Source organism: Dokdonella ginsengisoli (assembly GCF_042652785.1).
In the GTDB taxonomy this organism is placed as follows: Bacteria; Pseudomonadota; Gammaproteobacteria; order Xanthomonadales; family Rhodanobacteraceae; genus Dokdonella_A; species Dokdonella_A ginsengisoli.
In genome coordinates, this window is sequence record NZ_JBHSHD010000008.1 from 431,752 (window position 1) to 454,556 (window position 22,805).

The window sequence follows — 22,805 nt, forward strand, 5'->3', positions numbered from 1 at the left end:
TTCGCTCGGCGCGGCGCACCAAAAGCGCTTATACTTTGTGAGCCAGTTCACATTTTAAGCGTGCGCAGGGACCGCAGCGGAACAGGGGCCGCCGCCATGCAAGCCAGCGACGCCTCGTCGGACGAGGCTACCGAAATCCAGTCGCTCCCGCGTACCGCCGACGCGGCAGCCCCCTTCGCCGCCGGCACGCGCTTCGGGGCCTACGTGCTGCGCCGCCTGCTCGGGGAAGGCGGCATGGGCTGCGTCTATCTCGCCGAGCAGGTGCGGCCGGTGCGCCGCGAGGTGGCCCTGAAGCTGATCCGCGAGCAGATCGCCAGCCCGCTGGCGCGCGCCTATTTCGAGGTCGAGCGCCAGGCGCTGGCGCAGATGCAGCATCCGGCCATCGCCCAGGTGTTCGACGCGGGCTCCAGCGAGGACGGCCACCTGTATCTGGCCATGGAAGTCGTCGAGGGCGTGGCGATCACGCGCTTCTGCCGCAGCGAGCGGCTCGATCTCGACCAGCGCCTGGCGCTGTTCGCGCGGGTGTGCCGCGGCGTGCAGCACGCGCACCAGAAAAGCATCCTGCATCGCGACCTGAAGCCGGCCAACGTGCTGGTGCGCCGCGTCGACGGCGAACCGATGCCGAAGATCATCGATTTCGGCATCGCCATCGGCGGCGACGCGGTCGGCGACCGCGCCGGCACCGCCGTCTACATGAGCCCGGAGCAGGCTTCGCAGGAGCAGCGGCCGCTCGACACGCGCAGCGACGTGTACTCGCTCGGCGTGATGCTGTACGAGGTGCTGACCGATTCCGACGCCGCCGAACTGACCTCGGCCGCGCACCGCTCCGAGCGCGCGCCGCACCGCACGCTGCTGGCCGCGCTCGACAGCGGCGCCGGCGATGCCGACGCGCCCGCCGTGGCGGAGGCGGCGCTGCGCCAGGCCACGCGCCGCCTGCCGGCCGAACTGCGCGCCGTGCTGCGCAAGACGCTCGCGCACGACCGCAACGACCGCTACGACTCCGCCGCCGCGCTCGCCGACGACGTCGAGCGCTTCCGCGAGCGCCGCCCGCTGCAGGCGATGCGGCGCACGGGCTGGTACCTGCTGCGCACGTTCGCCGCGCGGCACCGGCTCGGCTTCGCCGCCGGCACGCTGGCGGCGCTGGCCCTGCTGGTCGGCAGCGCGCTGGCCTTCGACGGCCTGCTGCGCGCGCGCCGCGCCGCCGCGGTGGCCCAGGTCGAGGCGGCCAAGGCGACCCAGGTCGCCGGCTTCGTGCGCGAGATGCTGGCCGGCATCGATCCGGATCGCGCGCGCAGCATGGATCGCAGCCTGATGCGGCTGGTGCTCGACTCGGCCGCCGAGCGCGCCGCGCGCGAACTCGCCGCGCAGCCCGCGGTGCGCGCCGAGATCGAGCGCACGATCGCCGGCAGCTACGCCTCGCTGGGCGAACTCGACCTCGCCGGCCGGCACTACGAGGCGGCGATCGACAGCAGCCGCGCCGCCGGCCTGCCGGTGGCGCAGATCGCGCGCCTGGTCATGCGCAACGCCGAGAACGTCGACAACCAGGGCAAGGCGCAGGAAGCCCTGCAGCGCGGCGAGGAAGCGCTGGCGCTGGTCGCCGCGCTGCCGCCGGACGACCGCGACCGCCTGTACGTGGAGAGCCACCTGGCCGGGCTCGAATGCGACGCCGGCAAGCTCGAGGCGAGCCGCGAGCGCTACCTGCGCGTGCTCGCCCTGCAGCGCGAGCAGTTCGGCGAAGACGACGAGGACACGCTCGAAAGCGTCGGCGGACTGGCCATCACCGCCTCCACCATGGCGCGCTTCGACGAGGCGCGCCCGCTCTACGAGACGCTGGTCGCGCAGCGCCGCGCGCGCTACGGCCAGGAGCATTCCAAGACGCTATCGGCGATCAACGGCCTGGCGGTGCTCGAGCTGGAACAGAAGCACTTCGCCGAGGCGGAAAAACTGCTCGCGCCGCAGCTGCCGATCGCCGAGCGCGTGTTCGGCGCCGATCACCCGACCACGCTGCGCTTCGTCAGCAACCTGGGCGGCGCGATCCGCCAGCAGGGACGCAACGAGGAGGCGCGGCCGTACTACGAGCGCGCGTTCGAGCTGTCACTCAAGCTGTCCGGCCCGACCAGTCCGTCGAACGTCATCGCCGAAAGCAACCTCGCCAACCTGCTGCGCGACGCCGGCGAACTGGACGCGGCGCTGACGCACGCGCGCGCGGCGAGCCAGAACGCCACGGTCGCATTCGGCGACAATCCGATGGGCGCGATCTTCCGCAAGGAACTGGCGACGGTGCTGATCCGCACGCAGCACTACGCGCAGGCCGAGCGCGAACTGGCGCAGGCGTGGTCGGCGTTCAGCACCTCGAAGGAATACGGTCCGCTGCATCCGCGCACGCAGGAAGTGGTCGAGACCGGCATCGAGCTGTACGAAGCCTGGCACAAGCCCGACCAGCTGGCGCTCTGGCAGGCGCGCAGGGCACCGTCGGGCAGCGCCGCGGCCGGCCCCGGCTGAGGCCCGAGGCGCACCGCACGGATCGGCCGCGCGGCGGTTGACGCCACCGGGACGCAGGCGCATAACCGCGCGGCGGGGGGAAACGTCCGTCTCTCGGGGAACGCTCATGACCAGTCGCTGGTTCGTCTCGCTGCTCGCCGTCGGATGGCTGGGCGCGGCGCTCGCCGCCGCTCCGGTGCCGACCGCATTCACCGCACGCGTCAAGCCACTCGCACGCGTGGATTCGGTTCAACTGCCCGCGCTCGATCTCGCCGCGATCCGCGTCGAGGACGCCGCCGACGAAAGCCTCGGCAAGCCGCCGCGCTTCGCGATCCCGCGCAAGATGCACGTGACGCCCGCGCGCGACGGCACCTGGGAAGACGTCGACGCGAACACCAAACTGTGGCGCTACGTCGTCAAGACGCCCGATGCGCTGTCGCTCAATCTCGGTTTCACACGCTTCCGCCTGCCGCCGCACGCGCGCCTGCTGATCCATTCGCCGGACGGCAAGCTCGTGCACGGCCCGGTCACGGCGAGCAACAACACGCCCTCGCGCCAGTACTGGACGCCGGTCGTGACGGCGCCCGAAGTCGTCGTCGAGCTGACCATCCCGGCCGCCGAAGTGGCCGCGCTGGAACTGGAGATCGGCCAGGTCGGCCAGGGCTACCGCGGCTTCGGCAGCGGGAAGGGCGGCAAGGGCGGCCTGCCGCCGGACAGCTCCGGCTCGTGCAACATGGACGTGAAGTGCCTGCTCGCCGCCGATCCCTGGCAGGACAACGTGCGCGCCGTCGCCGCCTACACGCTCAACGGCAGCCGCCACTGCACCGGCTCGCTGGTCAACAACACGGCGCAGGACACCAAGCTGTACTTCATGACGGCCAATCACTGCCTGGCCAGCCAGAGCGAGGCGGACACGGTCGTCACCTACTGGAACTACGACAACACCACCTGCCGCGTGCCGGGCAGCGCGGCCAGCGGCCAGCCCGGCGACGGCCCGCTCGACCAGACCCTCTCCGGCGCGACCCTGCGCGCGACCTACGCCGGCTCGGATTTCACCCTGCTCGAACTCGACGGCGAGGTGCCGCAGGCCTTCGGCCAGTTCTGGGCCGGCTGGGACCGCACGCCGTACTCCGATCCCGGCGGTCCGGAGCACGGCGACACCGCCTGCTCGGCCGACAGCCTGTGCGCGGCGATCCATCATCCCAGCGTGGCCGACAAGCGCATCACCTTCGCCGAGGAGAACACCGTCTCGTCCGGCTACGGCGGCAATTCGGTTCCGCCGGTACCGGGCAACCGCACGCACACCTGGGTGCACTGGGACCCGACGCCGGTGTTTCCGCCCGATCCCACGCTGACGATTCCGCCGCAGGTCACCGAGGGCGGCTCGTCCGGCTCGCCGCTGTACAACGCGCAGCGCCGCTTCATCGGCCAGCTGCACGGCGGCCCCTCCAGCTGCGGCCAGACCGGCGACAACCTGTCCGACGTCTACGGCCGCATTTCGATTTCGTGGGAAGGCGGCGGCTCGGCGACCTCGCGCCTGAAGGACTGGCTCGATCCGGGCAGCACCGGCGCGCTGACGATGGACGGCCGCAACGCCTGCACCGCACCGCCGGTGCCGACCAACGTCGTCGCCACCGCCACCGCCGCGAACCAGGTCACCGTGAGCTGGGATGCGATCACCGGTGCGGACAGCTACCGCGTCTACCGCGGCGACGGCGCCTGCCCGGGCAGCAACTGGCAGCTGATCGCCGGCAACGTCAGCGGCACCAGCTACGTCGACGGCGGCGTCTCCGGCGGCGCCACCTATTCCTATGCGGTGACCTCGTTCGGCAGCGCGCAGAGCTGCGAGTCGGCGCACAGCGGGTGCAGCGCCGCCACCGCCACCGGCGTGTGCACGCTGGCCCCGGACTTCGCCGGCCTCACCGGCGCGGCGAGCAGCGCGGAAAAGACCTGCGGCGTCGACCTCGCCTGGAGCGAAGGCAGCAACCGCTGCGGCAGCGGCGCGCTGAAGTACAGCCTGTTCCGCTCGACCACGCCCGGCTTCACGCCCGACGCGGGCAGCCGCATCGCCAGCTGCGTCACCGGCACCGGCTATCACGACGCCACCGTCGCCAGCGGCACGCGCTACTACTACGTGGCGCGCGCCGAGGACGACACCGCCAACGGCGCCGGCGCGTGCAACGAGGGCAACGAAGACGCCAACACGGTCGAGCTGGCGGCGATTGCGGGCGGCCCGCCGGCGGTCTCGTTCGGCGACGACATGGAAGGCGGCACCGGCAACTGGAGCGCGGGCGGCAGCGGCGCCGGCGCGAATTTCGCGCAGGTCACCGACCAGAGCCATTCGCCGACGCATTCGTGGCACGCACCGGACGGCGACGACGTCGGCGACCACCGCCTGGCGACCGCCGCGGCGATCGCGGTCGGCCCCGGCGCGACGCTCGAGTTCTGGCACTCCTACGACACCGAATCGACCTACGACGGCGCCGTGCTGGAATACTCGCTCGACGGCAGCACCTGGGTCGACATCCTCGCCGCCAGCGGCGACGTTCCGGCCAATCCGGACCGCCTCACGAGCGGAGGTTACGACTCGACCCTCAGCACCGCATACGACAACCCGATCGGCGGCCGCCGCGCCTGGAGCGGCGACAGCGGCGGCTTCGTGCGCGTCGTCGTCGACATGGCCGACTTCGGCGGCCGCAGCGTGTCCCTGCGCTGGCGCCTGGGCACGGACAACTCCAACGGCGCGCCGGGCTACTGGCTCGACGACGTGCTGCTGTCGGCCGGCACCAGCTGCAGCGCCGACGACACGCTGTTCGAGGACGGCTTCGACGGCCCGCCGGCTTGAGGTCGACGGCGGCGCGCGAGCGGACGCACCGGTCGCCGACGGGTTACGGATCCAGGCGGACCAGATCGAGCCGTCGGCCGTCGGCCAGCCGCACGTCGAGTTCGGATTCGATCCTGGCCAGCGTGCGCAGGCGCGGGCACAGGCCTTCGGCGCGGCGCTCGAGATCCTTGCTGCGGCGCTCGACCGCGCGCTCGACCTTCTCCTCGATGCCGTCCGCGCGCGCTTCCAGCTCCGCGGCGGCCTTCTCGTCGCCGCTGAACGCGACCGCGATGGCCTGCCCGGCGACGTTTCCGACGATTTCGCTGGCCAGGGTGGTGGCGATCGTCTCGGCGAGGCGGTCGATGTCGCCGTCGTTCCATTCGCTGAAGCGGTCGTTGTCGGCCAGGCGCTGGTCGAGTTCGTGGCCGGCGCGCGCCAGGCGTTCCGCGCTGGCGCGTGCGGACTGCGGGTCCCTGGCGAACGCGGCGGAGACTTCGGTGACCGCGTCGAGCGCGATGGCGATCGCCTCGCGCGCGACCGCCTTCACCTCGGGCACGGCGTCGCGCACGCCGCGCTCGATGTCGATCAGGCGCTGGCGGTCGGCCGCGCCGACGTCGACGCTGCGGCCGTCGACGCGCAGCGAGCCGTCGGCGATGACGACCTCGGCCGGCGTGCCCTTGTCGCGCTGGAAGCGCAGGTCGGCCTTGCCGATGGTCAGCGAGTAGTCGCTGTGCAGGCCGCAGTCGGAATTGTGGATGTCGATGTCCGCGCGGGCTGCGCCGGCACCGGCCAGGCTCAGGGCGACGGCGAGAAACAGGCGTTGCATGGCGATCCTCCTATCGAATGCCTCGCTTCGATGCGGAGAATCGCGCAAGCGTTTAAGCGGCACGCGTGCCGGGCGTCACCCAACGCACGGCACGGTGCCGAAGGTCATGGTCTCACTGGCGGTCGTTCGGCGCGATCAGCGCGCGGTAGGCCAGGCCGCCGAGCGCGCCGCCGACGATCGGCGCCAGCCAGAACAGCCACAGCTGCGACAGCGCGCCGGTGCTGGCGAACAGCGCCACGCCGGTGGAGCGCGCCGGATTCACCGAGGTGTTGGTGACCGGGATGCTGATCAGGTGGATCAGGGTCAGCGCGAAGCCGATCGCGATCGGCGCGAAGCCGGTCGGCGCGCGGCCATGCGTGGAGCCCATGATGATGAACACGAAGAAGAAGGTCAGCACGACCTCGCAGATCAGCGCCGCCTGCAGCGAATAGCCGCCCGGCGACAGCTCGCCGTAGCCGTTCGAGGCGAAGCCGCCGACCTCGAAACCCGGCTTGCCGCTGGCGATCAGGTACAGCACGCCGGCCGCCGCGATCGCGCCGATCACCTGCGCGATGATGTACGGGATCAGGTCCTTGGCCGGAAAGCGTCCGCCGGCGACCAGGCCGACCGACACCGCCGGATTGAAATGGCCGCCCGAAACGTGGCCCACCGCGTAGGCCATGGTCAGCACGGTCAGGCCGAAGGCGAGCGCCACGCCGGCGAAGCCGATGCCGAGCGTGGGCACCGCCGCGGCGAGCACCGCGCTGCCGCAGCCGCCGAGCACGAGCCAGAACGTACCGAAGAATTCCGCACCCAACCGCTTGCCGATCGACATCGTCTCATCTCCCGTTGGTCATTTCGAAGGAATGCCGCGCGCAGCGTCGCAGCCCCCTTCGCCGCCGCGTGCGGCGCATCCTACGTCGATCGGACGACAAGCGAGCGTGAACATCGCAACAAACGGTCACGCCGCGCGCCGCGCGACGGCGGTGGCCGCGGCGGTCCGAACGGCCCACAATGCCCGTTCCCGTCCAGACGAGGTGCGCCATGCCCAAGTACGTGATCGAGCGCGAGATCCCCGGAGCCGGCCAGCTGACGCCGCAGGAGCTGCAGGCGATCTCGCAGAAATCCTGCAGCGTGCTGCAAGCGATGGGACCGCAGGTGCAGTGGCTGCAGAGCTACGTCACCGACGACAAGATCTATTGCGTCTACATCGCGCCGGACGAGGCCAGCGTGCGCGAGCACGCCGCGCAGGGCGGCTTCCCGGCGAACAGCATCGCGCGCGTACGCACGGTGATCGATCCGACCACCTCGGAGTAGCCGTCAGACGCCGAACAGGCGTCCGATGCCGGCGGTGGCCGCCATCGCCAGCGCGCTCCAGGCGACCACGCGCGTCGCGCCGCGCAGCGTCGGCGCGCCGCCGGCGCGCGCGACCTTCGCGCCGAGCGCGGCGAGCGCGAGCAGCCACGCGGCCGTCACGATCGATGCGAGCGTGGCCAGCGGCGCCAGCGCGGTGATCAGCAGCGGCCACGCGGCGCCGCTGGCGAACGCCGCCGCCGACGCGCCCGCGGCCTGCAGCGGACGCGCGCGCAGCTCGTGCGTGATGCCCAGTTCGTCGCGCGCGTGCGCGCCGAGCGCGTCGTGCGCGGTCAGCTGCTCGGCGACGCGGCGGGCGAGCTCCGGTTCCAGCCCGCGCCTGACGTAGATGCCGGTCAGCTCGCGCAGCTCGCCGTCCGGATACTGCGCCAGTTCGCCACGCTCGATCGCGAGGTCCGCGTTCTCGGCGTCCGCCTGCGAACTGACCGAGACGAATTCCCCCGCCGCCATCGACAGCGCGCCGCCGACCAGCCCGGCGACGCCGGCGAGCAGGATCGCGTGCCGTTCCGAACCGGCCGCGGCGAAGCCGACGATCAGGCTGGCGGTCGAGACGATGCCGTCGTTGGCGCCGAGCACGGCTGCACGCAGCCAGCCGACGCGGTTCGTGCGATGGATTTCACGGGGATGCCTGGGCATGCCGATGCTCGGGGCCGGTTTTTGAGGGCCGGTTTTGAGGGCCGATTCTTGAGGACCGATTCCTGCAGGCCGATTCCTGACGCCGGTCACATTCGGCCGCGGTGACTTTGCGCGATGTGAACATCCGCAATCGTAGCATCGGGTTTCCTCCCGCGATCGATTCCCGATGCCGTCACAATCCGCGACATCCTCGTTGCCGCGCCTGCTGCTCGGGCTGGGCGCGGCGTGCGCGCTGCAGTCCGCCGCAGCCGCCGGGTTCGGCCTGAAAGAGGTCGACGCGCTGGCCCGGCAGCGCGCGGCGGCCGCGTTCAGCGACACCGCCCCCGACCTGCCCGGCGCACTGCAGCGGCTCGACCACGACGGCTACCAGGCGATCGTCTTCCGGCCGGAGGCCGCGCTGTGGCGCGACGCCAAGCCGCCGCTGCCGTTCGCGCTGGAGTTCTTCCCGCAGGGCTGGGCCTTCGACCGCCCCGTCGTGCTGCACGAAATCGCCCGGCGCGGCGTGCGCGACCTGCGCCTGGATCCGGCGCAGTTCGATCCGGGCCCGGCGCGCATCGATGCGGCCGCCTTGCAGGACCTGGGCTACGCCGGCTTCCGCGCGACGACCGCGCTGAACCTGCCCGGCAGCCGCGACGAATTCGTCTCGTTCCTCGGCGCCAGCTATTTCCGCGCGATCGGCAAGGGGCAGCTGTACGGGCTGTCCGCGCGCGGGCTGGCGATCGACACCGCGCAGGCCTCCGGCGAGGAGTTCCCGCGCTTCGTCGAATTCTGGATCGAGCAGCCCAAGCCCGACACCGGCCAGCTCGTCGCCTACGGCCTGCTCGACTCGCCGCGTGCCACCGGCGCCTACCGCTTCGCGATCGAGCCGGGCGTGGAGACCGTGGTCGAGGTCCAGGCGCGCATCCACCTGCGCGAACGCATCGACAAGCTCGGCCTCGCGCCGCTGACCAGCATGTACTTCCGCGGCGCCCACCAGCGCGCGGCGGGCGGCGACGACTACCGGCCCGAGGTGCACGATTCCGACGGGCTGTCGCTGCGCTCGGCCAACGGCGAATGGATCTGGCGGCCGCTGCTCAATCCCAAGCGGCTGCTCGTCACCTCCTTCGCGCAGACCGATCCGCGCGGCTTCGGCCTGATGCAGCGCGCGCGCCGCTTCGAGCGCTACGAGGACCTGCACACGCGCTACGACCTGCATCCGAGCGCCTGGGTCGAGCCGCTCGGCGACTGGGGCGAGGGCCGCGTCGAGCTGGTGATGATTCCCGCGCCGAGCGAGACCAACGACAACGTCGTCGCCTACTGGGTGCCGGCGGCGGCGACCGCGGCCGGGCAGACGATCGAGCTGAAATACCGCGTGCACTGGCAGAAGGACGCCGCCACGCAGCCGCCGTTCGCGCGCGTGGTGCAGACGCGGCGCGGCGCGCGCGGCGCACACCCGGACGATCATTCGATCGGCTTCGTCGTCGACTACGCCGGGCCGCTCGCCGCCGACGCGCGCGGCGAGGTCGAGGCGGTGGTCGACGCCGACGCGAACGCGCAGGTGCTGCAGCACAGCCTCAAGCCCGGCGCGGACGGCGACGGCTGGCGCCTCAGCCTGCGCCTGCAGCGCAAGGACGACGCCAAGCCGGTGGAGCTGCGCGCCTACCTCAAGCAGGGCGATGCGGTATCGGAGACATGGAGCTACGCGCTGCCGCCGGAGTGAAGCGTCGCGCATCCGCCGGTGCGGATGTTCGCGAACGCTATCTCGACCGCCTCGGCCTGGCAGCCGCGCGGCGCGAATCGCTGCTGCGCGAAAGCGCCGGCGACGATCCGGCCGACGGCATGGCGCGGCTGCACGAGGCATTGGCCGACGACGCGCCGCACGAGGCGAACCCGGCGCAGGCCTCGCTGACCGCGCGGCTGCGGCTGGCCGGCGCCGCCGCCGGTCGCGCGGTGGTCGTCGACGATCCGCGCCGCGGCCTGCGCCTGCTGTCGGCGCCGCCGCTGCATCGCGCCTCGATGACGCCGGGCCTGTGGCCGCCGCCGGGCCTGATCGCGCTGCCGTCGTGGCTGCGCCGCCGGCGCGCGGCACAGCCGCGCCGCGACGACGGTCGCGACGAGCCGCCCGCGCCGGCCGACTGGCAGCGCGCCGCGACAGTGCGCCGCGTGCTGCTGCTCGGCATGGTGCTGGCGCAGTCGTATTTCGCCACCAGCGCGATGGTCGGCGTGCTGCCCTACCACGGCACCAAGCCGATGGAGATGGCGGTGCTGGTGCTGTTCGCGATCCTGATCGGCTGGGTCTCGGCCGGCTTCTGGACCGCGCTGGCCGGCTTCGTGCTGCTGGTGCGCGGCCGCGACCGCTACGCGATCTCGGCGCGCCACATGGCCGGACGGCCGATCCCGCCCGAGGCGCGCACCGCGATCGTGATGCCGATCTGCAACGAGGACGTCGCGCGCGTGTTCGCCGGCCTGCGCGCGACCTGCGCCTCGCTGGCGCAGACCGGCGAGATCGAGCGCTTCGACTTCTTCGTGCTCAGCGATTCCAGCGACGCCGACATCCGCGTCGCCGAGCGCGAGGCCTGGCTCGACCTGCAGGGCTCGCTGCCGGCCGGGCGCGTCTACTACCGCCGCCGCCAGCACCGCATCAAGCGCAAGAGCGGCAACGTCGCCGACTTCTGCCGCCGCTGGGGTCGCGACTACCGCTACATGGTGGTGCTCGACGCCGACAGCGTGATGAGCGGCAACTGCCTGGTCGAACTGGTGCGCCTGATGGAGGCGAACCCGAACGCCGGCATCGTGCAGACCGCGCCGCGCGCGGCCGGACGCGAGACGCTGTATTCGCGCATCCAGCAGTTCGCCACGCGCGTGTACGGCCCGCTGTTCGTCACCGGCCTGCACTTCTGGCAGCTGGGCGAATCGCACTACTGGGGCCACAACGCGATCATCCGCGTCGCACCGTTCATGCGGCACTGCGCGCTCGGCCGCCTGCCCGGCGGCGGCGCCGGACTGGGCCGGGAAATCCTCTCGCACGACTTCGTCGAAGCGGCGCTGATGCGCCGCGCCGGCTGGGCCGTGTGGATCGCCTACGAGCTGTCGGGCAGCTACGAGGAGATGCCGCCGAACCTGCTCGACGAGCTCAAGCGCGACCGCCGCTGGTGCCAGGGCAACCTGATCAACTCGCGCCTGTTCTTCGCGCAGGGCCTGCATCCGGCGCACCGCGCCGTGTTCGTGACCGGCGTGATGGCCTACCTGTCGGCGCCGCTGTGGTTTGCGTTCCTGCTGCTGTCGACCGTGCTGCTGGCCATCCACACGCTGTCGGAGCCGACCTACTTCACCGCGCCCAACCAGCTTTTCCCGCTCTGGCCCGAGTGGCATCCGGCGCGCGCGATCGGCCTGTTCGGCGTCACCGCGACCTTGCTGTTCCTGCCGAAGATCCTCAGCGTCGCGCTGATCGCGCTGAAGGACGCCAGGCCGTTCGGCGGCGCCGTGCGCCTGGCCGTCAGCGTGCTGCTGGAGATCGTCTTCTCCGCGCTGCTCGCGCCGATCCGCATGCTGTTCCACACCCGCTTCATCGGCGCCGCCCTGGTCGGCTGGGCGGTGCAGTGGAAGTCGCCGCCGCGCGACGACGCGCAGACAACCTGGCGCGAAGCCTTCGCCCGCCACGGCGGCCAGACCGTGCTCGGGCTGGCCTGGCTCGGACTGGTGTACCGGCTCAACCCCGCCTACCTGTGGTGGCTGCTGCCGGTGGCCGGAGCGATGGCGCTGTCGATTCCGATCTCGGTGTACTCCAGCCGCGTCACGCTCGGCCGGCGCGCGCGTGTCGCGCGCCTGTTCCTGATCCCGGAAGAATCGCATCCGCCACGCGTGCTGCGCCGCATGCGCCGCTACGTGCAGCACGCGCCGGCGGTGCCGCGCTTCGTCGACGCGGTCGTCGATCCGCTGCGCAACGCGATCGCCTGCGCCGCCGACGTCGCGCGCACCGAGCACTCCGAGGCGGTGCAGCGCACGCATGCGGAAGTCGTCGAGCGCGCCTTGCGCGACGGGCCGGCGGCGCTCGACGAGAACGACCGCAACGCCCTGCTGCGCGACGCGCAGGCGCTGTCGCGTCTGCATTTCGCCGTGTGGTCCTCGCCGGCAGCGCACTCCGACTGGCTCGCCGCGCCACTGGCGCCGCCGCCGCGGCGCGCGGCCCGGGGCGAAGCGGCGCGGGCTTGATGCTGTCCCTTCGTCCGCCCGCGGGATCGACGGCCACTCTCCGGCGGCCGGAGGGTGGCGAAGGCCGACGAAGGGAGTCGGAGTGAAGCGCTTCACGTCGAATCCCTCACCCGCGCCTGCGGCGCGACCTCTCCCGCGCGCGGGAGAGATGAGCTTCGAGCAAGGCCCAATCGTGCACGCATCGAACGAGAAGACATCCGAACGTTTCCCGGAGCCCGCATGAACCGCCGCGACCTCTTGACCGCTTCCTCCTACCTGCTCGCCACCCTGCCCCTGCTCGGCCGCGCCGCGACGCGACCCGGCAGCGCACCGTTCGAGCCGAAACGCTTCGACTACGCCGCGCTGAAGGGCCATGCGCGCGGGCTGGCCGAGCGGCCGTTCGTCGCGCCGAACCTCGACATCCCGCGCGTGCTGACCGCACTGGACTGGGACCACTACCAGGCGATCCGTCCGGATCCGGCGCACGCGCTGTGGGCCGACCGGCGCGACTCGCGCTTCCGCGCGCAGTTCTTCCACCTCGGCATGCAGTTCCGCCGTTCCGTGCACGTGTACGAAGTCGTCGACGGCCTCGCGCACGAGGTCGAGTACGACCCGCGCCGCTTCGATCTATCCAGGAGCGGCATCGACGGCGGCAAGCTGCCGCACGACCTGGGCTACGCCGGCTTCCGCCTGAATTTCCATGGCGACTTCGCGCGCGACGTGGTCGCCTTCCTCGGCGCGAGCTATTTCCGCGCGGTCGGCGGCTCGCTGCAGTACGGCCTGTCCGCGCGCGGCATCGCGGTCGATTGCGGCCTGCCGCGCGCGGAGGAATTCCCCGACTTCACCACGTTCTGGCTCGAACGGCCCAAGCCCGATACCGACAGCCTCACGCTGTACGCGCTGCTCGACGGGCCGAGCGTCGCCGGCGCCTACCGTTTCGACATCGCGCCGGGCGAGCCGCTGACGATGCGCGTGGACGTCGCGCTGTATCCGCGCAAACCCATCGAGCGGCTCGGCATCGCGCCGCTGACCAGCATGTTCCTGGTCGCGCCGCACGACCGCCGCATCGGCGACGACTGGCGCCCGGCGATCCACGATTCGGACGGGCTGGCGCTGTGGACCGGCGTCGGCGAGTGGATCTGGCGGCCGCTGGTCAATTCGGTCGACGTGCGCGTGAATTCGTTCCTCGACCAGACGCCGCGCGGCTTCGGCCTGATGCAGCGCGACCGCGACTTCGAGCGCTACCAGGACGACGGCGTGTTCTACGACCGCCGGCCGAGCCTGTGGGTCGAGCCGCTGTCGGGCTTCGGCAAGGGCGCGGTGCAGCTGGTCGAGCTGCCGGCGCCCGACGAGACGCGCGACAACATCGTCGCCTACTGGAAACCCGAAGCGACACCGCAGCCGGGACAGGAACTGCTGTACTCCTACCGCCTGTACTGGGGCGAGAAGATGCCGGCCACTCCACCGCTGGCGCAGGTGGCGATGACCTGGACCGGCATCGGCGGGCCGCCGGGCGTCACGCGCACGTATTTCTCGTGGAAGTTCGTCGTCGACTTCGCCGGCGAGGCGCTGGCGAAGCTGCCGCGCGACACGAAGATCGAGCCGGTCATCTCGATCTCGCGCGGACGCACCGAAACCGTCTCGGCGCGCCCGCTGGACTCGATCCGCGGCTGGCGCGTGATGTTCGACGTGGTGCCGGACGACAGCGTCGAGCCGATCGACCTGCGCGTGTTCCTGCGCGACGCGAAGCAGCAGCCATTGAGCGAGACCTGGCTGTACCAGTGGACGCCGCCGCCTCCGGCGGCGCGGCGCTGAGCCGTCTGCCGGCGAGCCACCTGCTGCGGAAGCGGTCTCCCGGCCACCGGCCCCAAACCCTTTCGCCGTCATGCCCGCGAACGCGGGAATCCATTGCACGTGGCCGCCCGAGGGCACGATGGATGCCCGCGTTCGCGGGCATGACGCCGCTTCGGGTTCGGGGCATCGCCTTCGCGGGGATGACGCTGCTCCGGGATCGAGGCATCGCCTTCAGGGGTGCAGCCCGCCACACGCCGCAGCTTGGCCGCGACTTCCATACGCAGCGCCGCCCCGACAGCGAATCCACGTACTCCCGCCGTCATTCCCGCGAACGCGGGAATCCATTGCGACCGCCGCGCGCGGCAACCCGCGCGGCATGACCAATGTCACTGGCTCTTGCTTTTCCTCACAAGTAACGTTACTTGTAACAACCGATGAACCGAATGCCCGCCCGATCCCCGTCCGCATCCGCGCGCAGCCAGCGGGCCTTCCGCGAACGCATGCGCGAGAAGGGCCTGGTCGCGCGCCAGGTCTTCATCCGGCCACAACACCGCGAGATTCTCGCCACCCTCGAGCTCGCGCTGCGCGAGCCGGTGCTTCCCGACCGCTACCGCCACCTGGAGGCGTATTCCGCCATGACCCAAGCCTGGACCACCCCTGCCCTGCACGAGGCGCTCGCCGAGCACGTGCTGCGCGAGAAACTGCCGTTCCAGCTCACGCTCGAGCACGGCGCCGACCCGACCATCGCGATCTCGCTGCCCGAACAGGGCGATCTCGTCATCCACCTGGCCGCTTCGGGCGAGCAGCTGTTCGTCTCGACCCCGCTGTGCGTCGGCTCGCAGGTCAGGGACCGCGCAGCGTTCAACGACGCCTGCCTGCGCCTGAACCCGATCAACCCGCTGTCCAACATCGGCCTGCAGTCGCTCGACGGCGAGGACGTCTACGTGGTGTTCGGCGAACTGTCCACGCGCTCGCCGCTGGCCAACATCGTCGAGGAAATCGAGGTGCTCGCGCAGAACACGCTGGACGCCGCCGAGGCCCTGCACGGCTATCTGAGCGACCGTCCCTGAGCGTCTCGTCGCCGGCACCCCGATGATTCCGGAGCGGCCGTCCGCGGCCGTACTTCTCAAGAACATCCTCCACGAGAAAACGCATGAGCATTCTTGAAAAGATCCTGACCCTGTTCCGCGGCGCGGCCACCGAAGCCGGCCAGGCCGTGGTCGACCGCAACGCCACGCGCATCCTCGACCAGGAGATCCGCGACGCACAGGGCGACAGCCTGCGCGCGAAGGAAGACCTGACCCGGATGATGGCGCAGCAGAAGCTGGCCTCCGACAAGCTCGACGCCAAGCGCGCGAAGAAGGCCGAGTACGAAAGCCACATCGGCCGCCTGCTCGGCCAGGGCGACCAGGCGCTGGCGCGCGACGTCGCCGCCAAGGTGGCCCAGCTCGAAGGCGAGATCGCCGCCGAGGAAAAGACGCTGACGACGACCAAGGCCGCGGTCGACAAGCTGCACGGCTCGATCAAGACCGCCGACCGCCGCATCGACAGCCTGCAGCAGCAGGTCGACCAGGTGAAGGCGAACGAGAGCGTGCTGCGCGCGCAGTCGGCGATCTCGGCGCGCCACAGCGGCCAGAACGCCAAGCTGCGCACCGCGCTCGATTCGCTCGAGCGCGTGAAGACGCAGCAGGCCGAACGCGCCGCGCAGATCGAAGCGGCCGACGCGCTCGCTCTTTCCGACGGCGACGGCGATCTGGAAGCACGACTCGCCGCGGCCGGCGTCACGCCGGGCCAGGTCAGCGCCGACGCGGTGCTGGCGCGCTACCAGAAGACCGAGGTCGTGCAGCATCCGCGCGAGCAGCTCGAAGCGCCGCAGGGCGAGGGTTCGCCGCTGCCGGCAACGCACGAGCGCGCGAAGGTCTGACGTTCGCACAGCGGGAAAGAAGCGACGATGAGCCACTGGTTCGACCGCACCTCCGCCTCGAAGGACGCGCCCGGCGCGTTCCCGCTCGGCGCGCGCCTGAAGGGCGCCGTCACGATCGACGCGCTGCCGTTCCGGCTCGCCGGCGAGGCGTTCGGCTTCGAGTGCCCGGCGAGTCCGCAGATCATCGAAGCGATCGGCGTGATCGACCTCGGCGAAGGTTCGCAGCTGCACCGGCTGTACCTGACCGACGACGCGTTCCTGCAGATCGCCAGCACCGGCGCGCCCGGCAGCGAGCGCAACGTCGGCGACGTCGCGCTGTTCGTCTACGTCGATTCGGTCCATCCGGCCAACCAGGCCGCGTTCCGGCAGTGGGTGCAGCAGGGCTCGCTGCTCGGCGCGGCCACCTACGCCGTCGCCAACCGCGAGTACCACCGCGTCTGGGGCGAGGGGCCGGACCAGCGCTGGGCGCCGCCGATCGTCTTCGACGAGAACGTGCACAAGACCTCGGCCGGCACGAAGGACTACGACCTCACCTTGTACTCGATGCTCTACGAACGCTCGCCCGAGGGCGCCGACCGCAACGAGCTGCTGCTGGTCGCGGCCGAGGATTCCGGGCCGAACCAGTACGTCGTCAGCCTCGCGCTCGGCGTGCCCCTGACGACCGCCGAGTTTGAAATCACCTGACCGGGAAACCCCCATGTCCATCGACCTCGCTCCCTCCCTGGCCACCCTGCCGAACTTCCTCGCCTACTTCGCACTGGCGATCGTGCTGGCGGTGCTGTTCCTGGTCGTTTACGTCTGGATCACGCCGCATCGCGAACTGGCGCTGATCCGCGCCGACAAGCCGGCGGCGGCGATCTCCTTCGGCGGCGCCTTCCTCGGCTTCGTGATCCCGCTCGCCTCGGCGATCTCGCAATCGGTCGGCCTGGTCGACTGCGCGGTGTGGGGCCTGGTCGCCTTGATCGTGCAGGCGCTGACCTTCTTCGCCGTGCGCCTGCTGCTGCCGGACCTGCCGGCGCGGATCGAGCGCGACGAGCGCGCCGCCGCGATCCTGGTCGCCGCGCTGTCGATCGGCGTCGGCGTGCTCAACGCCGCCTGCATGACGTACTGACCGGCTCCCGGAGCGCACAGGAGAACCCCGCATGAAACGTTCCCGCCAACTCGCCCTGCTCGCGGTCGCGCAGACGCCGTGGGCGCTGGTCGGCTGCGGCGCACAGGACGCGCAGCCGCAGGCGATGACCAAGCAAGGCTTCTACACCAGCGTCGAAGCCTGCGAACGCGACGGCAACAGCGCCGAGCTGTGCCGGCGCGCCTCGCAGGCCGCCGACACGGCCAGCACGAACGATGCGCCGCGCTACAAGAGCAAGGCCGACTGCATCGCCGAGTACGGCGACCTGTGCACCGAGAAGCGCGAAGCCAGTGGCGGTTTCTGGATGCCGCTGATGACCGGCTTCATGCTGTCGCAGATGCTCTCGCCGGGGCGCGCGCCGACCTATCTGGACTCCAATCCGATCTACCGCACGCGCGCCGGCCAGTACACCGAGGCGTACCGCGACCGCGATCGCGGCGGCGGTGGCTACGTCGGCGGCGGCACCTACGGCACGAGTGCGCGCGCCGGAGACGGCACGCGCATGCGTCCGGTCGACATCGCGCCGAACCGCGCGGTGACGATGTCGCGCTCGGGCTTCGGCTCGGCCTCCGCCGCGCGCAGCGGCTGGGGCGGCAGCTCGCGCGGCGGCTGAGGCCGGGCGACCGCCATGAAGCGCATCGCGATCGCCGAACGCGACGACTGGCGGCAGACCGCCGAGCGGCTCGGTTTCCGCTTCCACACCATCGACGGCGCGCCGTACTGGGACGAGCGCGCCTACTACGCCTTCACGCTCGAACAGATCGAGCGCGACATCGAGACGCCCAGCGGCGAGCTGCACGAGATGGCGATGGATCTGGTCGCCGAGGCCGTGCGCGACGAGGCGCTGCTGCGCCGGCTGGCGATTCCGCCGCGTTACTGGGACTGGATCGCGCAATCCTGGCGCGAGGCCTCGCCGCACCTGTACGGCCGCATGGATTTCGCCTACGACGGCGACGGCCCAGCCAAGCTCTACGAGCTGAACTACGACACGCCGACCTCGCTGTACGAAGCGGCGTTCTTCCAGTGGCTGTGGCTGGAGCAGCAGGTCGAGCGCGGCGCGCTGCCCAAGGGCACCGACCAATACAACCTGATCCAGGAAACGCTGATCGAGGCGTTCGCGACGATCGCCAAGCGCCTGCCCAAGCCGCTGTATTTTTCCGCCGTGCGCGACTCGCTCGAGGACCAGGGCACGATCGCCTACCTCGCCGACTGCGCCGAGCAGGCGGGCCTGGCGACCCGGCGCATCGCCATCGAGGACATCGGCCTGAGCAAGGATGGCTGGTACACCGATACCGACGACGCCGTCATCCGCGCGATCTTCAAACTGTACCCGCTCGAATTCCTGTTCGAGGAGGAGTTCGGCCCCGCGCTGCCGACCTCGCGCTGCGTGCTGATCGAGCCGCCGTGGAAGGCGATCCTGAGCAACAAGGGCGTGCTGCCGCTGCTGTGGGAGCGCCATCCCGACCACCCGAACCTGCTGCCGGCGTTCTTCGACGAGCAGCCGGCCGCCGCGCTGCCGGCCGGCTGGGTGCGCAAGCCGCTGTTCTCGCGCGAAGGCGCCAACATCGAAGTGCACGGCGCGGACGGCGAGATCCTGCGCTCGGACGGCCCCTACGACGACGCGCCGTTCATCCGGCAGGCGTTCCATCCGCTGCCGAAGTTCGACGGCGGCTATCCGCTGGTCGGCAGCTGGGTGGTCGCCGACCGCCCCTGCGGCCTGGGCGTGCGCGAGGACGCCTCGCTGATCACGCAGGACACCTCGCGCTTCGTGCCGCACGTGATCGGATAGGCGACGGCGTCCTCGACACCCGGCCGGCGGCGCGGCGGCCGCTCGGCCGAGGTCCATGCGCGCGAGAAGTTGCGCGGAACCCGGCGCGACACGCGCTTCTGGTACGGCGAGAGATACAGCGTCGCCAGCCGCGTGCCGTCGGCGAGCGAGATCGCGTAGGCGTCCACCGGGAACGGCGACACGTCCGAGCCGACCGAGCCGACGCGGCGCGAGACGATCCGGCTTCCGTCGCGGAAGCGCAGACGCGCCAGATAGGCGGCGGTTCCGGACGCGGCGCGCGTGGGAATCGGATTGGTCGGCGTCAGGCCGAATTCGCCGTAGCCGTTCGGCAGGGCGTCGACGTCGACGCCGTCCTCGCACAGCGCGCTCAAGGTCTCGCGCAGCTCGGCCGGATTGCGGAAGCAGTACCCGGCCTGCAGCACCTCGTAGACGGACTTGCGACCCGATCCGCGGAAACTGTCCTGCATCGCCGAGCACGCGTAGATGCCCTTCGCCACGGCGCCGGCCGCGAAGGCCGCCAGCGCGAGGAGAACGGCCGCCGCCGGCGACAGGCCGAGGAACGCGCCACCGACCATCGCCGCCGAGGCCAGCATCGACTCGACCGCAGCCAGGCGCGAGCCGCCGGCGCCGGCACCCGCCTCGTGGGCCATGTAGAGCGCCGGCGACGCGCACACGCAGCTTCCGGCGAGCAGCCATCCGACCGATGTCACCTCGCCGACGATCCGCTGCATCAGCACGAAGGCCGCGATCGCATACAGCGCCATTCCGGCGCTCGCCAGCGCCGCGCCGAGAAACGCCCAGCCGCGCATCGCACGCAGCACGCCGCGCTCGGCCGCACGCATCGCGCGTTCCACCGCTTCGTGGGACGGGGTCAGCAGCAGGGCCATCGTCATCCGGCCGAGGAACGGCACGCACACCGTCAGGACCGCGATGTCCCATCGCCCGCGGCCGAGGAAATGCACGATCGCGACGACGCCGGCACTCGCAGCCAGCAGCCACAGCCAACCCGGAACCGTTCTGGTCACGCTCGAGGCCTTGTTCTGGTTTGCGGACCCCCGGCCCGTCCGTGCCATGGTGTCGCCGATCGCCGGTGCATTTCCTTGACTGGGATCATGACTTTGCGATCCGCGCGGTCCGGCCCGCCGCGCGATTCCGGCGGCCGCCCGACGTATGCTGGAACGACCCGTCCTGCCCTGCCGGAGCCGCCATGCCGACGACCGACCCGCGCGTCGACGCCTACATCGCGAACGCGCAGCCGTTCGCGCGGCCGATCCTCGAGCGCCTGCGCGCGCTCGTGCACGAGACCTGTCCCGAGGTCGAGGAGACGATCAAGTGGAGCTCGCCGTTCTTCCTCTACCGCGGTCTGTTCTGCCACATGGCCGCATTCAGGCAGCACTGCGCGTTCGGGTTCTGGAAGTGGAAGCAGGTAGTCGGCGCGGACGGCGACGACGGTGCGATGGGCGAGTTCGGCCGCCTGGCGACGCTGTCGGACCTGCCGTCGAAGAAAGTCCTGGTCGGCTATCTCAGAAAAGCGATGGCGCTCAACGAGGCCGGCGTGCCGGCCGCGACCCACGGCAGGCGCGCCTCGCGCAAACCGCCATTGGACGTGCCGGCGGATCTGGCCGCGGCGCTGCAGCGCGACGCGAAGGCGCGCGCGACGTTCGACGCATTCAGCCCGAGCCATCGGCGCGAGTACGTCGAATGGATCGTCGAGGCCAGGCGCGAGGAAACGCGCGCGAAGCGGCTGGCGGCGACCCTGGAGTGGCTGGCCGAAGGCAAGCCGCGGAACTGGAAATACCAGCGCTGAGCGCGGCGGCGCCCGTCACTCCGGCCGGAGCATCACTGAACCGCGGCCATCGCCGATCCGCGCGATGCTTGTCGCGCACGCGGACGGCGGCGAACATCGCCGCATGCACTCCGGAACGACGACGATGGCGCAGCACATCCCCGCACTGAGGGTCGGCAACGACGACGATTCGCGCGGCAGCCGCCTGACGCGCACCATTCTCGACCTCGTCGGCTACGTGCCGGCGACCGACGAACACCGCGCCAAGGGTCCGCACGAACGCGCCCGCGCGCTGGCCTCGGCCGCGGCGAACAAGGCCGCGCTGGCGGCCGGCACACTGGCGCTGCCGCCCGGCCCGCTCGGCTGGCTGACGATCCTGCCCGAGCTGGCCGCGATCTGGCGCATCCAGCGCCAGATGGTCGCCGACATCGCCGGCGCCTACGGGGTCAGCGCGGACCTGACGCGCTCGCACATGCTGTACTGCCTGTTCCGCCACGCCGCGGCGCAGGCCGTGCGCGACGTCGGCGTGCAGGTCGGCGCGCGCCTGCTGATCCAGGACGTGCCGCTGCGCGCGATCGAGAAGATCGCGGCGAAGATCGGCCTGGACGTGTCCAGGCGTCTCGCCGGCCGCGGCATCGCGCGCTGGCTGCCGGTGGTCGGCGCGCTCGGCGTCGGCGCCTACGCCTACTACGACACCACGCAGGTCGCGCGCACGGCGATCGCGCTGTTCTCCGACGGCCAGGCGCCGGAGCCGCGGCGCGTGAAACGCGGCTAGCCGCCGGAGCGCAGGCGATGGCGGCGCCAGGCGCCGAAGGCCAGCGGCGAGGCCGCCATCGCGAAGAACACGACGTCCCAGACGTCCTCGCCGAGCAGCATGCCGGCGATGCCGACGATCGCCAGCAAGGCCAGCGAGCAGACCAGCGCGTAGGTGCGGCCGCTCATGCGGAAGCTCCCTTCGCCGCGCCGCCGCGGCGGCGCTTGCGCCGGCGATCCCACCACAGCCAGGCGCCGTTGGCGGTGATGAACAGCGTCAGCCAGGTGCAGGCGGTCCACAGCAGCTTCAGCGCGAGGCCGCCGTAGTCGCCGAAGTGCAGCGGCTGGGCGACGAAGATCGCCTTCAGGTACCACGGCAGCTGCACCACGGTGGACACCGCGCCGCTGTCGGCGTCGACCAGGGCGACGCGGAACAGGCGCTCGTCCAGGCCCTCGCCGCCGACCAGCACGCTGTAGTGCCGCTCGGTCGAGAAGTCGGTGCCCGGAAAGATCATCGACACCACGTGCCAGCCGGCCGGCAGCGCGGCGCTGGTCGCGGCGTGCACGCGATCGACGTCGATCGGTGGGCGGCGCGCGTCGACCGGCACACCGGCGTACTGCCGCTTCAGCTCGCTCAGCTCGGTCTGCTGCCAGACGAACTGCGCGATGGTGCCGAAGCCGAGCAGGAAGCCGGTGACCGTGACCACCAGCGCCCACCCCAGCACCAGCGTGCCGACGAAGTTGTGCAGGTCCAGCTGCAGCAGCCGCGCGCCGCGGCCGCGGCGCAGCACGCCGAAGGCGATGCGCTTGACGTACGGTGCATAGACGACCAGGCCCGAGAGCAGCGAGACCAGCACCAGCAGCGCGATCAACGCGCCGATCAGCTCGCCGAGCGGGCCGAGGAACCAGCGCGCGTGCAGGTCGAGCAGGAAGCCGGTGAAGGTCTTGTCCGCGTCCAGGCTGGCCTCGTCGGTCAGCTCGGCCGTGGCCAGGTGCGCGAAGCGCAGCCGCGCGCCGTCGAAGCCGGTGGCGGTGTTGGGCGCGGTGACCAGCAGCAGCACGCCGGGGTGCTCCTTCGGATCGATGCCGACGCTGAGCACGCGCTCGTCGGGAAACTTCGCCAGCACGTTGTCGACCGCCTTCGCCAGCGGCTGCGCCGCGGCGGCGTCGAAACTCTCCACGCTCGGCACCACGCCCAGCGCCTCGTCGATCTCGTGGTGGAAGATCAGGATCGTGCCGGTCAGGCACAGGATCAGGAACGGCACGGTGGCGACCAGGCTGGTCCAGCGATGCAGCCAGAGATTGAGGCGGAACCAGCGCGACGTGCCGGTGGCGTGCAT

The 22,805-nt window shown here is 71.3% G+C and carries 20 protein-coding genes; 14 read left to right on the top strand and 6 right to left on the bottom strand.

The window, feature by feature from the left end; genetic code table 11:
- Positions 1 to 96: 96 nt before the first annotated feature.
- Together ACFO6Q_RS12230 and ACFO6Q_RS12235 are read left to right on the top strand one after the other, a co-directional pair.
- The gene (locus tag ACFO6Q_RS12230; RefSeq protein WP_380021382.1) at positions 97 to 2,502 is read left to right on the top strand and encodes a protein kinase domain-containing protein; all 2,406 of its coding nucleotides are present in this window, start codon (positions 97 to 99) and stop codon (positions 2,500 to 2,502) included.
- A gap of 106 nt (positions 2,503 to 2,608) precedes the next feature.
- The gene (locus ACFO6Q_RS12235) at positions 2,609 to 5,326 is read left to right on the top strand and encodes a hypothetical protein (RefSeq protein WP_380021383.1); all 2,718 of its coding nucleotides are present in this window, start codon (positions 2,609 to 2,611) and stop codon (positions 5,324 to 5,326) included.
- A gap of 43 nt (positions 5,327 to 5,369) precedes the next feature.
- On the opposite strand, the gene ACFO6Q_RS12240 is transcribed toward ACFO6Q_RS12235, so the two are convergent.
- Positions 5,370 to 6,131, bottom strand: a complete 762-nt coding sequence (locus ACFO6Q_RS12240; RefSeq protein WP_380021384.1) for a DUF2884 family protein — start codon at positions 6,129 to 6,131, stop codon at positions 5,370 to 5,372.
- 112 nt (positions 6,132 to 6,243) lie between these two features.
- On the bottom strand, positions 6,244 to 6,945 hold the full coding sequence (aqpZ, locus tag ACFO6Q_RS12245; RefSeq protein WP_380021385.1) for an aquaporin Z: 702 nt from the start codon (positions 6,943 to 6,945) through the stop codon (positions 6,244 to 6,246).
- 209 nt (positions 6,946 to 7,154) lie between these two features.
- Between aqpZ and ACFO6Q_RS12250 the strand changes: the two genes are divergently transcribed.
- On the top strand, positions 7,155 to 7,427 hold the full coding sequence (locus ACFO6Q_RS12250) for a DUF4242 domain-containing protein (RefSeq protein ID WP_380021386.1): 273 nt from the start codon (positions 7,155 to 7,157) through the stop codon (positions 7,425 to 7,427).
- Positions 7,428 to 7,430: 3 nt separating this feature from the next.
- Here the strand turns inward: ACFO6Q_RS12250 and ACFO6Q_RS12255 are convergent, their stop codons facing one another.
- Positions 7,431 to 8,120 (bottom strand): VIT1/CCC1 transporter family protein, encoded by a 690-nt coding sequence (locus tag ACFO6Q_RS12255; RefSeq protein WP_380021387.1) that lies wholly within the window; start codon positions 8,118 to 8,120, stop codon positions 7,431 to 7,433.
- 166 nt (positions 8,121 to 8,286) lie between these two features.
- On the opposite strand from ACFO6Q_RS12255, the gene ACFO6Q_RS12260 reads away from it, so the two are divergent.
- The 9 genes from ACFO6Q_RS12260 (at position 8,287) to ACFO6Q_RS12300 (ending at position 18,926) form a co-directional block, all read left to right on the top strand.
- Complete coding sequence (locus ACFO6Q_RS12260; protein ID WP_380021388.1) at positions 8,287 to 9,819, top strand: glucan biosynthesis protein G; 1,533 nt, start codon at positions 8,287 to 8,289, stop codon at positions 9,817 to 9,819.
- Positions 9,792 to 12,311, top strand: coding sequence for a glucans biosynthesis glucosyltransferase MdoH (gene mdoH, locus ACFO6Q_RS12265; protein WP_380021389.1), 2,520 nt, complete (start codon positions 9,792 to 9,794; stop codon positions 12,309 to 12,311). The genes ACFO6Q_RS12260 and mdoH overlap by 28 nt, the downstream gene beginning before the upstream one ends.
- Before the next feature lie 219 nt (positions 12,312 to 12,530).
- The gene (locus tag ACFO6Q_RS12270; RefSeq protein WP_380021390.1) at positions 12,531 to 14,105 is read left to right on the top strand and encodes an OpgD/OpgG family glucan biosynthesis protein; all 1,575 of its coding nucleotides are present in this window, start codon (positions 12,531 to 12,533) and stop codon (positions 14,103 to 14,105) included.
- A 422-nt stretch (positions 14,106 to 14,527) separates the two neighbouring features.
- The gene (locus tag ACFO6Q_RS12275; protein ID WP_380021391.1) at positions 14,528 to 15,154 is read left to right on the top strand and encodes a YjfI family protein; all 627 of its coding nucleotides are present in this window, start codon (positions 14,528 to 14,530) and stop codon (positions 15,152 to 15,154) included.
- An 83-nt stretch (positions 15,155 to 15,237) separates the two neighbouring features.
- On the top strand, positions 15,238 to 16,008 hold the full coding sequence (locus ACFO6Q_RS12280) for a PspA/IM30 family protein (protein ID WP_380021392.1): 771 nt from the start codon (positions 15,238 to 15,240) through the stop codon (positions 16,006 to 16,008).
- Positions 16,009 to 16,035: 27 nt separating this feature from the next.
- Complete coding sequence (locus tag ACFO6Q_RS12285) at positions 16,036 to 16,692, top strand: DUF2491 family protein (protein ID WP_380021393.1); 657 nt, start codon at positions 16,036 to 16,038, stop codon at positions 16,690 to 16,692.
- A 13-nt stretch (positions 16,693 to 16,705) separates the two neighbouring features.
- Entirely contained in the window at positions 16,706 to 17,119 is a 414-nt protein-coding gene (locus tag ACFO6Q_RS12290; protein ID WP_380021394.1) for a DUF350 domain-containing protein, read from the top strand.
- A 31-nt stretch (positions 17,120 to 17,150) separates the two neighbouring features.
- On the top strand, positions 17,151 to 17,750 hold the full coding sequence (locus ACFO6Q_RS12295) for a DUF1190 domain-containing protein (protein ID WP_380021395.1): 600 nt from the start codon (positions 17,151 to 17,153) through the stop codon (positions 17,748 to 17,750).
- A gap of 15 nt (positions 17,751 to 17,765) precedes the next feature.
- Complete coding sequence (locus ACFO6Q_RS12300) at positions 17,766 to 18,926, top strand: glutathionylspermidine synthase family protein (RefSeq protein WP_380021396.1); 1,161 nt, start codon at positions 17,766 to 17,768, stop codon at positions 18,924 to 18,926.
- On the opposite strand, the gene ACFO6Q_RS12305 is transcribed toward ACFO6Q_RS12300, so the two are convergent.
- The gene (locus ACFO6Q_RS12305) at positions 18,809 to 19,951 is read right to left on the bottom strand and encodes a hypothetical protein (protein WP_380021397.1); all 1,143 of its coding nucleotides are present in this window, start codon (positions 19,949 to 19,951) and stop codon (positions 18,809 to 18,811) included. The two genes, ACFO6Q_RS12300 and ACFO6Q_RS12305, sit on opposite strands and share 118 nt — an antisense overlap.
- Positions 19,952 to 20,133: 182 nt before the next feature.
- Here ACFO6Q_RS12305 and ACFO6Q_RS12310 point away from each other — a divergent pair, with 182 nt between their 5' ends.
- Entirely contained in the window at positions 20,134 to 20,733 is a 600-nt protein-coding gene (locus tag ACFO6Q_RS12310) for a YdeI/OmpD-associated family protein (RefSeq protein ID WP_380021398.1), read from the top strand.
- Positions 20,734 to 20,797: 64 nt separating this feature from the next.
- Positions 20,798 to 21,487 carry a hypothetical protein gene (locus ACFO6Q_RS12315; RefSeq protein ID WP_380021399.1) on the top strand — a complete coding sequence of 230 codons (690 nt, stop codon included), beginning with the start codon at positions 20,798 to 20,800 and terminating at the stop codon, positions 21,485 to 21,487.
- Here ACFO6Q_RS12315 and ACFO6Q_RS12320 read toward each other — a convergent pair.
- Positions 21,484 to 21,654: a hypothetical protein gene (locus ACFO6Q_RS12320; protein WP_380021400.1), complete on the bottom strand. Its 171-nt coding sequence runs from the start codon at positions 21,652 to 21,654 to the stop codon at positions 21,484 to 21,486. The genes ACFO6Q_RS12315 and ACFO6Q_RS12320 overlap by 4 nt on opposite strands.
- The gene (locus ACFO6Q_RS12325) at positions 21,651 to 22,805 is read right to left on the bottom strand and encodes a PepSY-associated TM helix domain-containing protein (RefSeq protein ID WP_380021409.1); all 1,155 of its coding nucleotides are present in this window, start codon (positions 22,803 to 22,805) and stop codon (positions 21,651 to 21,653) included. The genes ACFO6Q_RS12320 and ACFO6Q_RS12325 overlap by 4 nt, the downstream gene beginning before the upstream one ends.

Bases quoted from the DNA above. Each gene is read 5' to 3' on its own strand.
- ACFO6Q_RS12230 (WP_380021382.1), top strand. From the start codon at position 97: ATGCAAGCCAGCGACGCCTCGTCGGACGAGGCTACCGAAATCCAGTCG.
- ACFO6Q_RS12235 (WP_380021383.1), top strand. From the start codon at position 2,609: ATGACCAGTCGCTGGTTCGTCTCGCTGCTCGCCGTCGGATGGCTGGGC.
- ACFO6Q_RS12240 (WP_380021384.1), bottom strand. From the start codon at position 6,131: ATGCAACGCCTGTTTCTCGCCGTCGCCCTGAGCCTGGCCGGTGCCGGC.
- aqpZ (WP_380021385.1), bottom strand. From the start codon at position 6,945: ATGTCGATCGGCAAGCGGTTGGGTGCGGAATTCTTCGGTACGTTCTGG.
- ACFO6Q_RS12250 (WP_380021386.1), top strand. From the start codon at position 7,155: ATGCCCAAGTACGTGATCGAGCGCGAGATCCCCGGAGCCGGCCAGCTG.
- ACFO6Q_RS12255 (WP_380021387.1), bottom strand. From the start codon at position 8,120: ATGCCCAGGCATCCCCGTGAAATCCATCGCACGAACCGCGTCGGCTGG.
- ACFO6Q_RS12260 (WP_380021388.1), top strand. From the start codon at position 8,287: ATGCCGTCACAATCCGCGACATCCTCGTTGCCGCGCCTGCTGCTCGGG.
- mdoH (WP_380021389.1), top strand. From the start codon at position 9,792: ATGGAGCTACGCGCTGCCGCCGGAGTGAAGCGTCGCGCATCCGCCGGT.
- ACFO6Q_RS12270 (WP_380021390.1), top strand. From the start codon at position 12,531: ATGAACCGCCGCGACCTCTTGACCGCTTCCTCCTACCTGCTCGCCACC.
- ACFO6Q_RS12275 (WP_380021391.1), top strand. From the start codon at position 14,528: ATGCCCGCCCGATCCCCGTCCGCATCCGCGCGCAGCCAGCGGGCCTTC.
- ACFO6Q_RS12280 (WP_380021392.1), top strand. From the start codon at position 15,238: ATGAGCATTCTTGAAAAGATCCTGACCCTGTTCCGCGGCGCGGCCACC.
- ACFO6Q_RS12285 (WP_380021393.1), top strand. From the start codon at position 16,036: ATGAGCCACTGGTTCGACCGCACCTCCGCCTCGAAGGACGCGCCCGGC.
- ACFO6Q_RS12290 (WP_380021394.1), top strand. From the start codon at position 16,706: ATGTCCATCGACCTCGCTCCCTCCCTGGCCACCCTGCCGAACTTCCTC.
- ACFO6Q_RS12295 (WP_380021395.1), top strand. From the start codon at position 17,151: ATGAAACGTTCCCGCCAACTCGCCCTGCTCGCGGTCGCGCAGACGCCG.
- ACFO6Q_RS12300 (WP_380021396.1), top strand. From the start codon at position 17,766: ATGAAGCGCATCGCGATCGCCGAACGCGACGACTGGCGGCAGACCGCC.
- ACFO6Q_RS12310 (WP_380021398.1), top strand. From the start codon at position 20,134: ATGCCGACGACCGACCCGCGCGTCGACGCCTACATCGCGAACGCGCAG.
- ACFO6Q_RS12315 (WP_380021399.1), top strand. From the start codon at position 20,798: ATGCTTGTCGCGCACGCGGACGGCGGCGAACATCGCCGCATGCACTCC.
- ACFO6Q_RS12320 (WP_380021400.1), bottom strand. From the start codon at position 21,654: ATGAGCGGCCGCACCTACGCGCTGGTCTGCTCGCTGGCCTTGCTGGCG.
- ACFO6Q_RS12325 (WP_380021409.1), bottom strand. From the start codon at position 22,805: ATGCACGCCACCGGCACGTCGCGCTGGTTCCGCCTCAATCTCTGGCTG.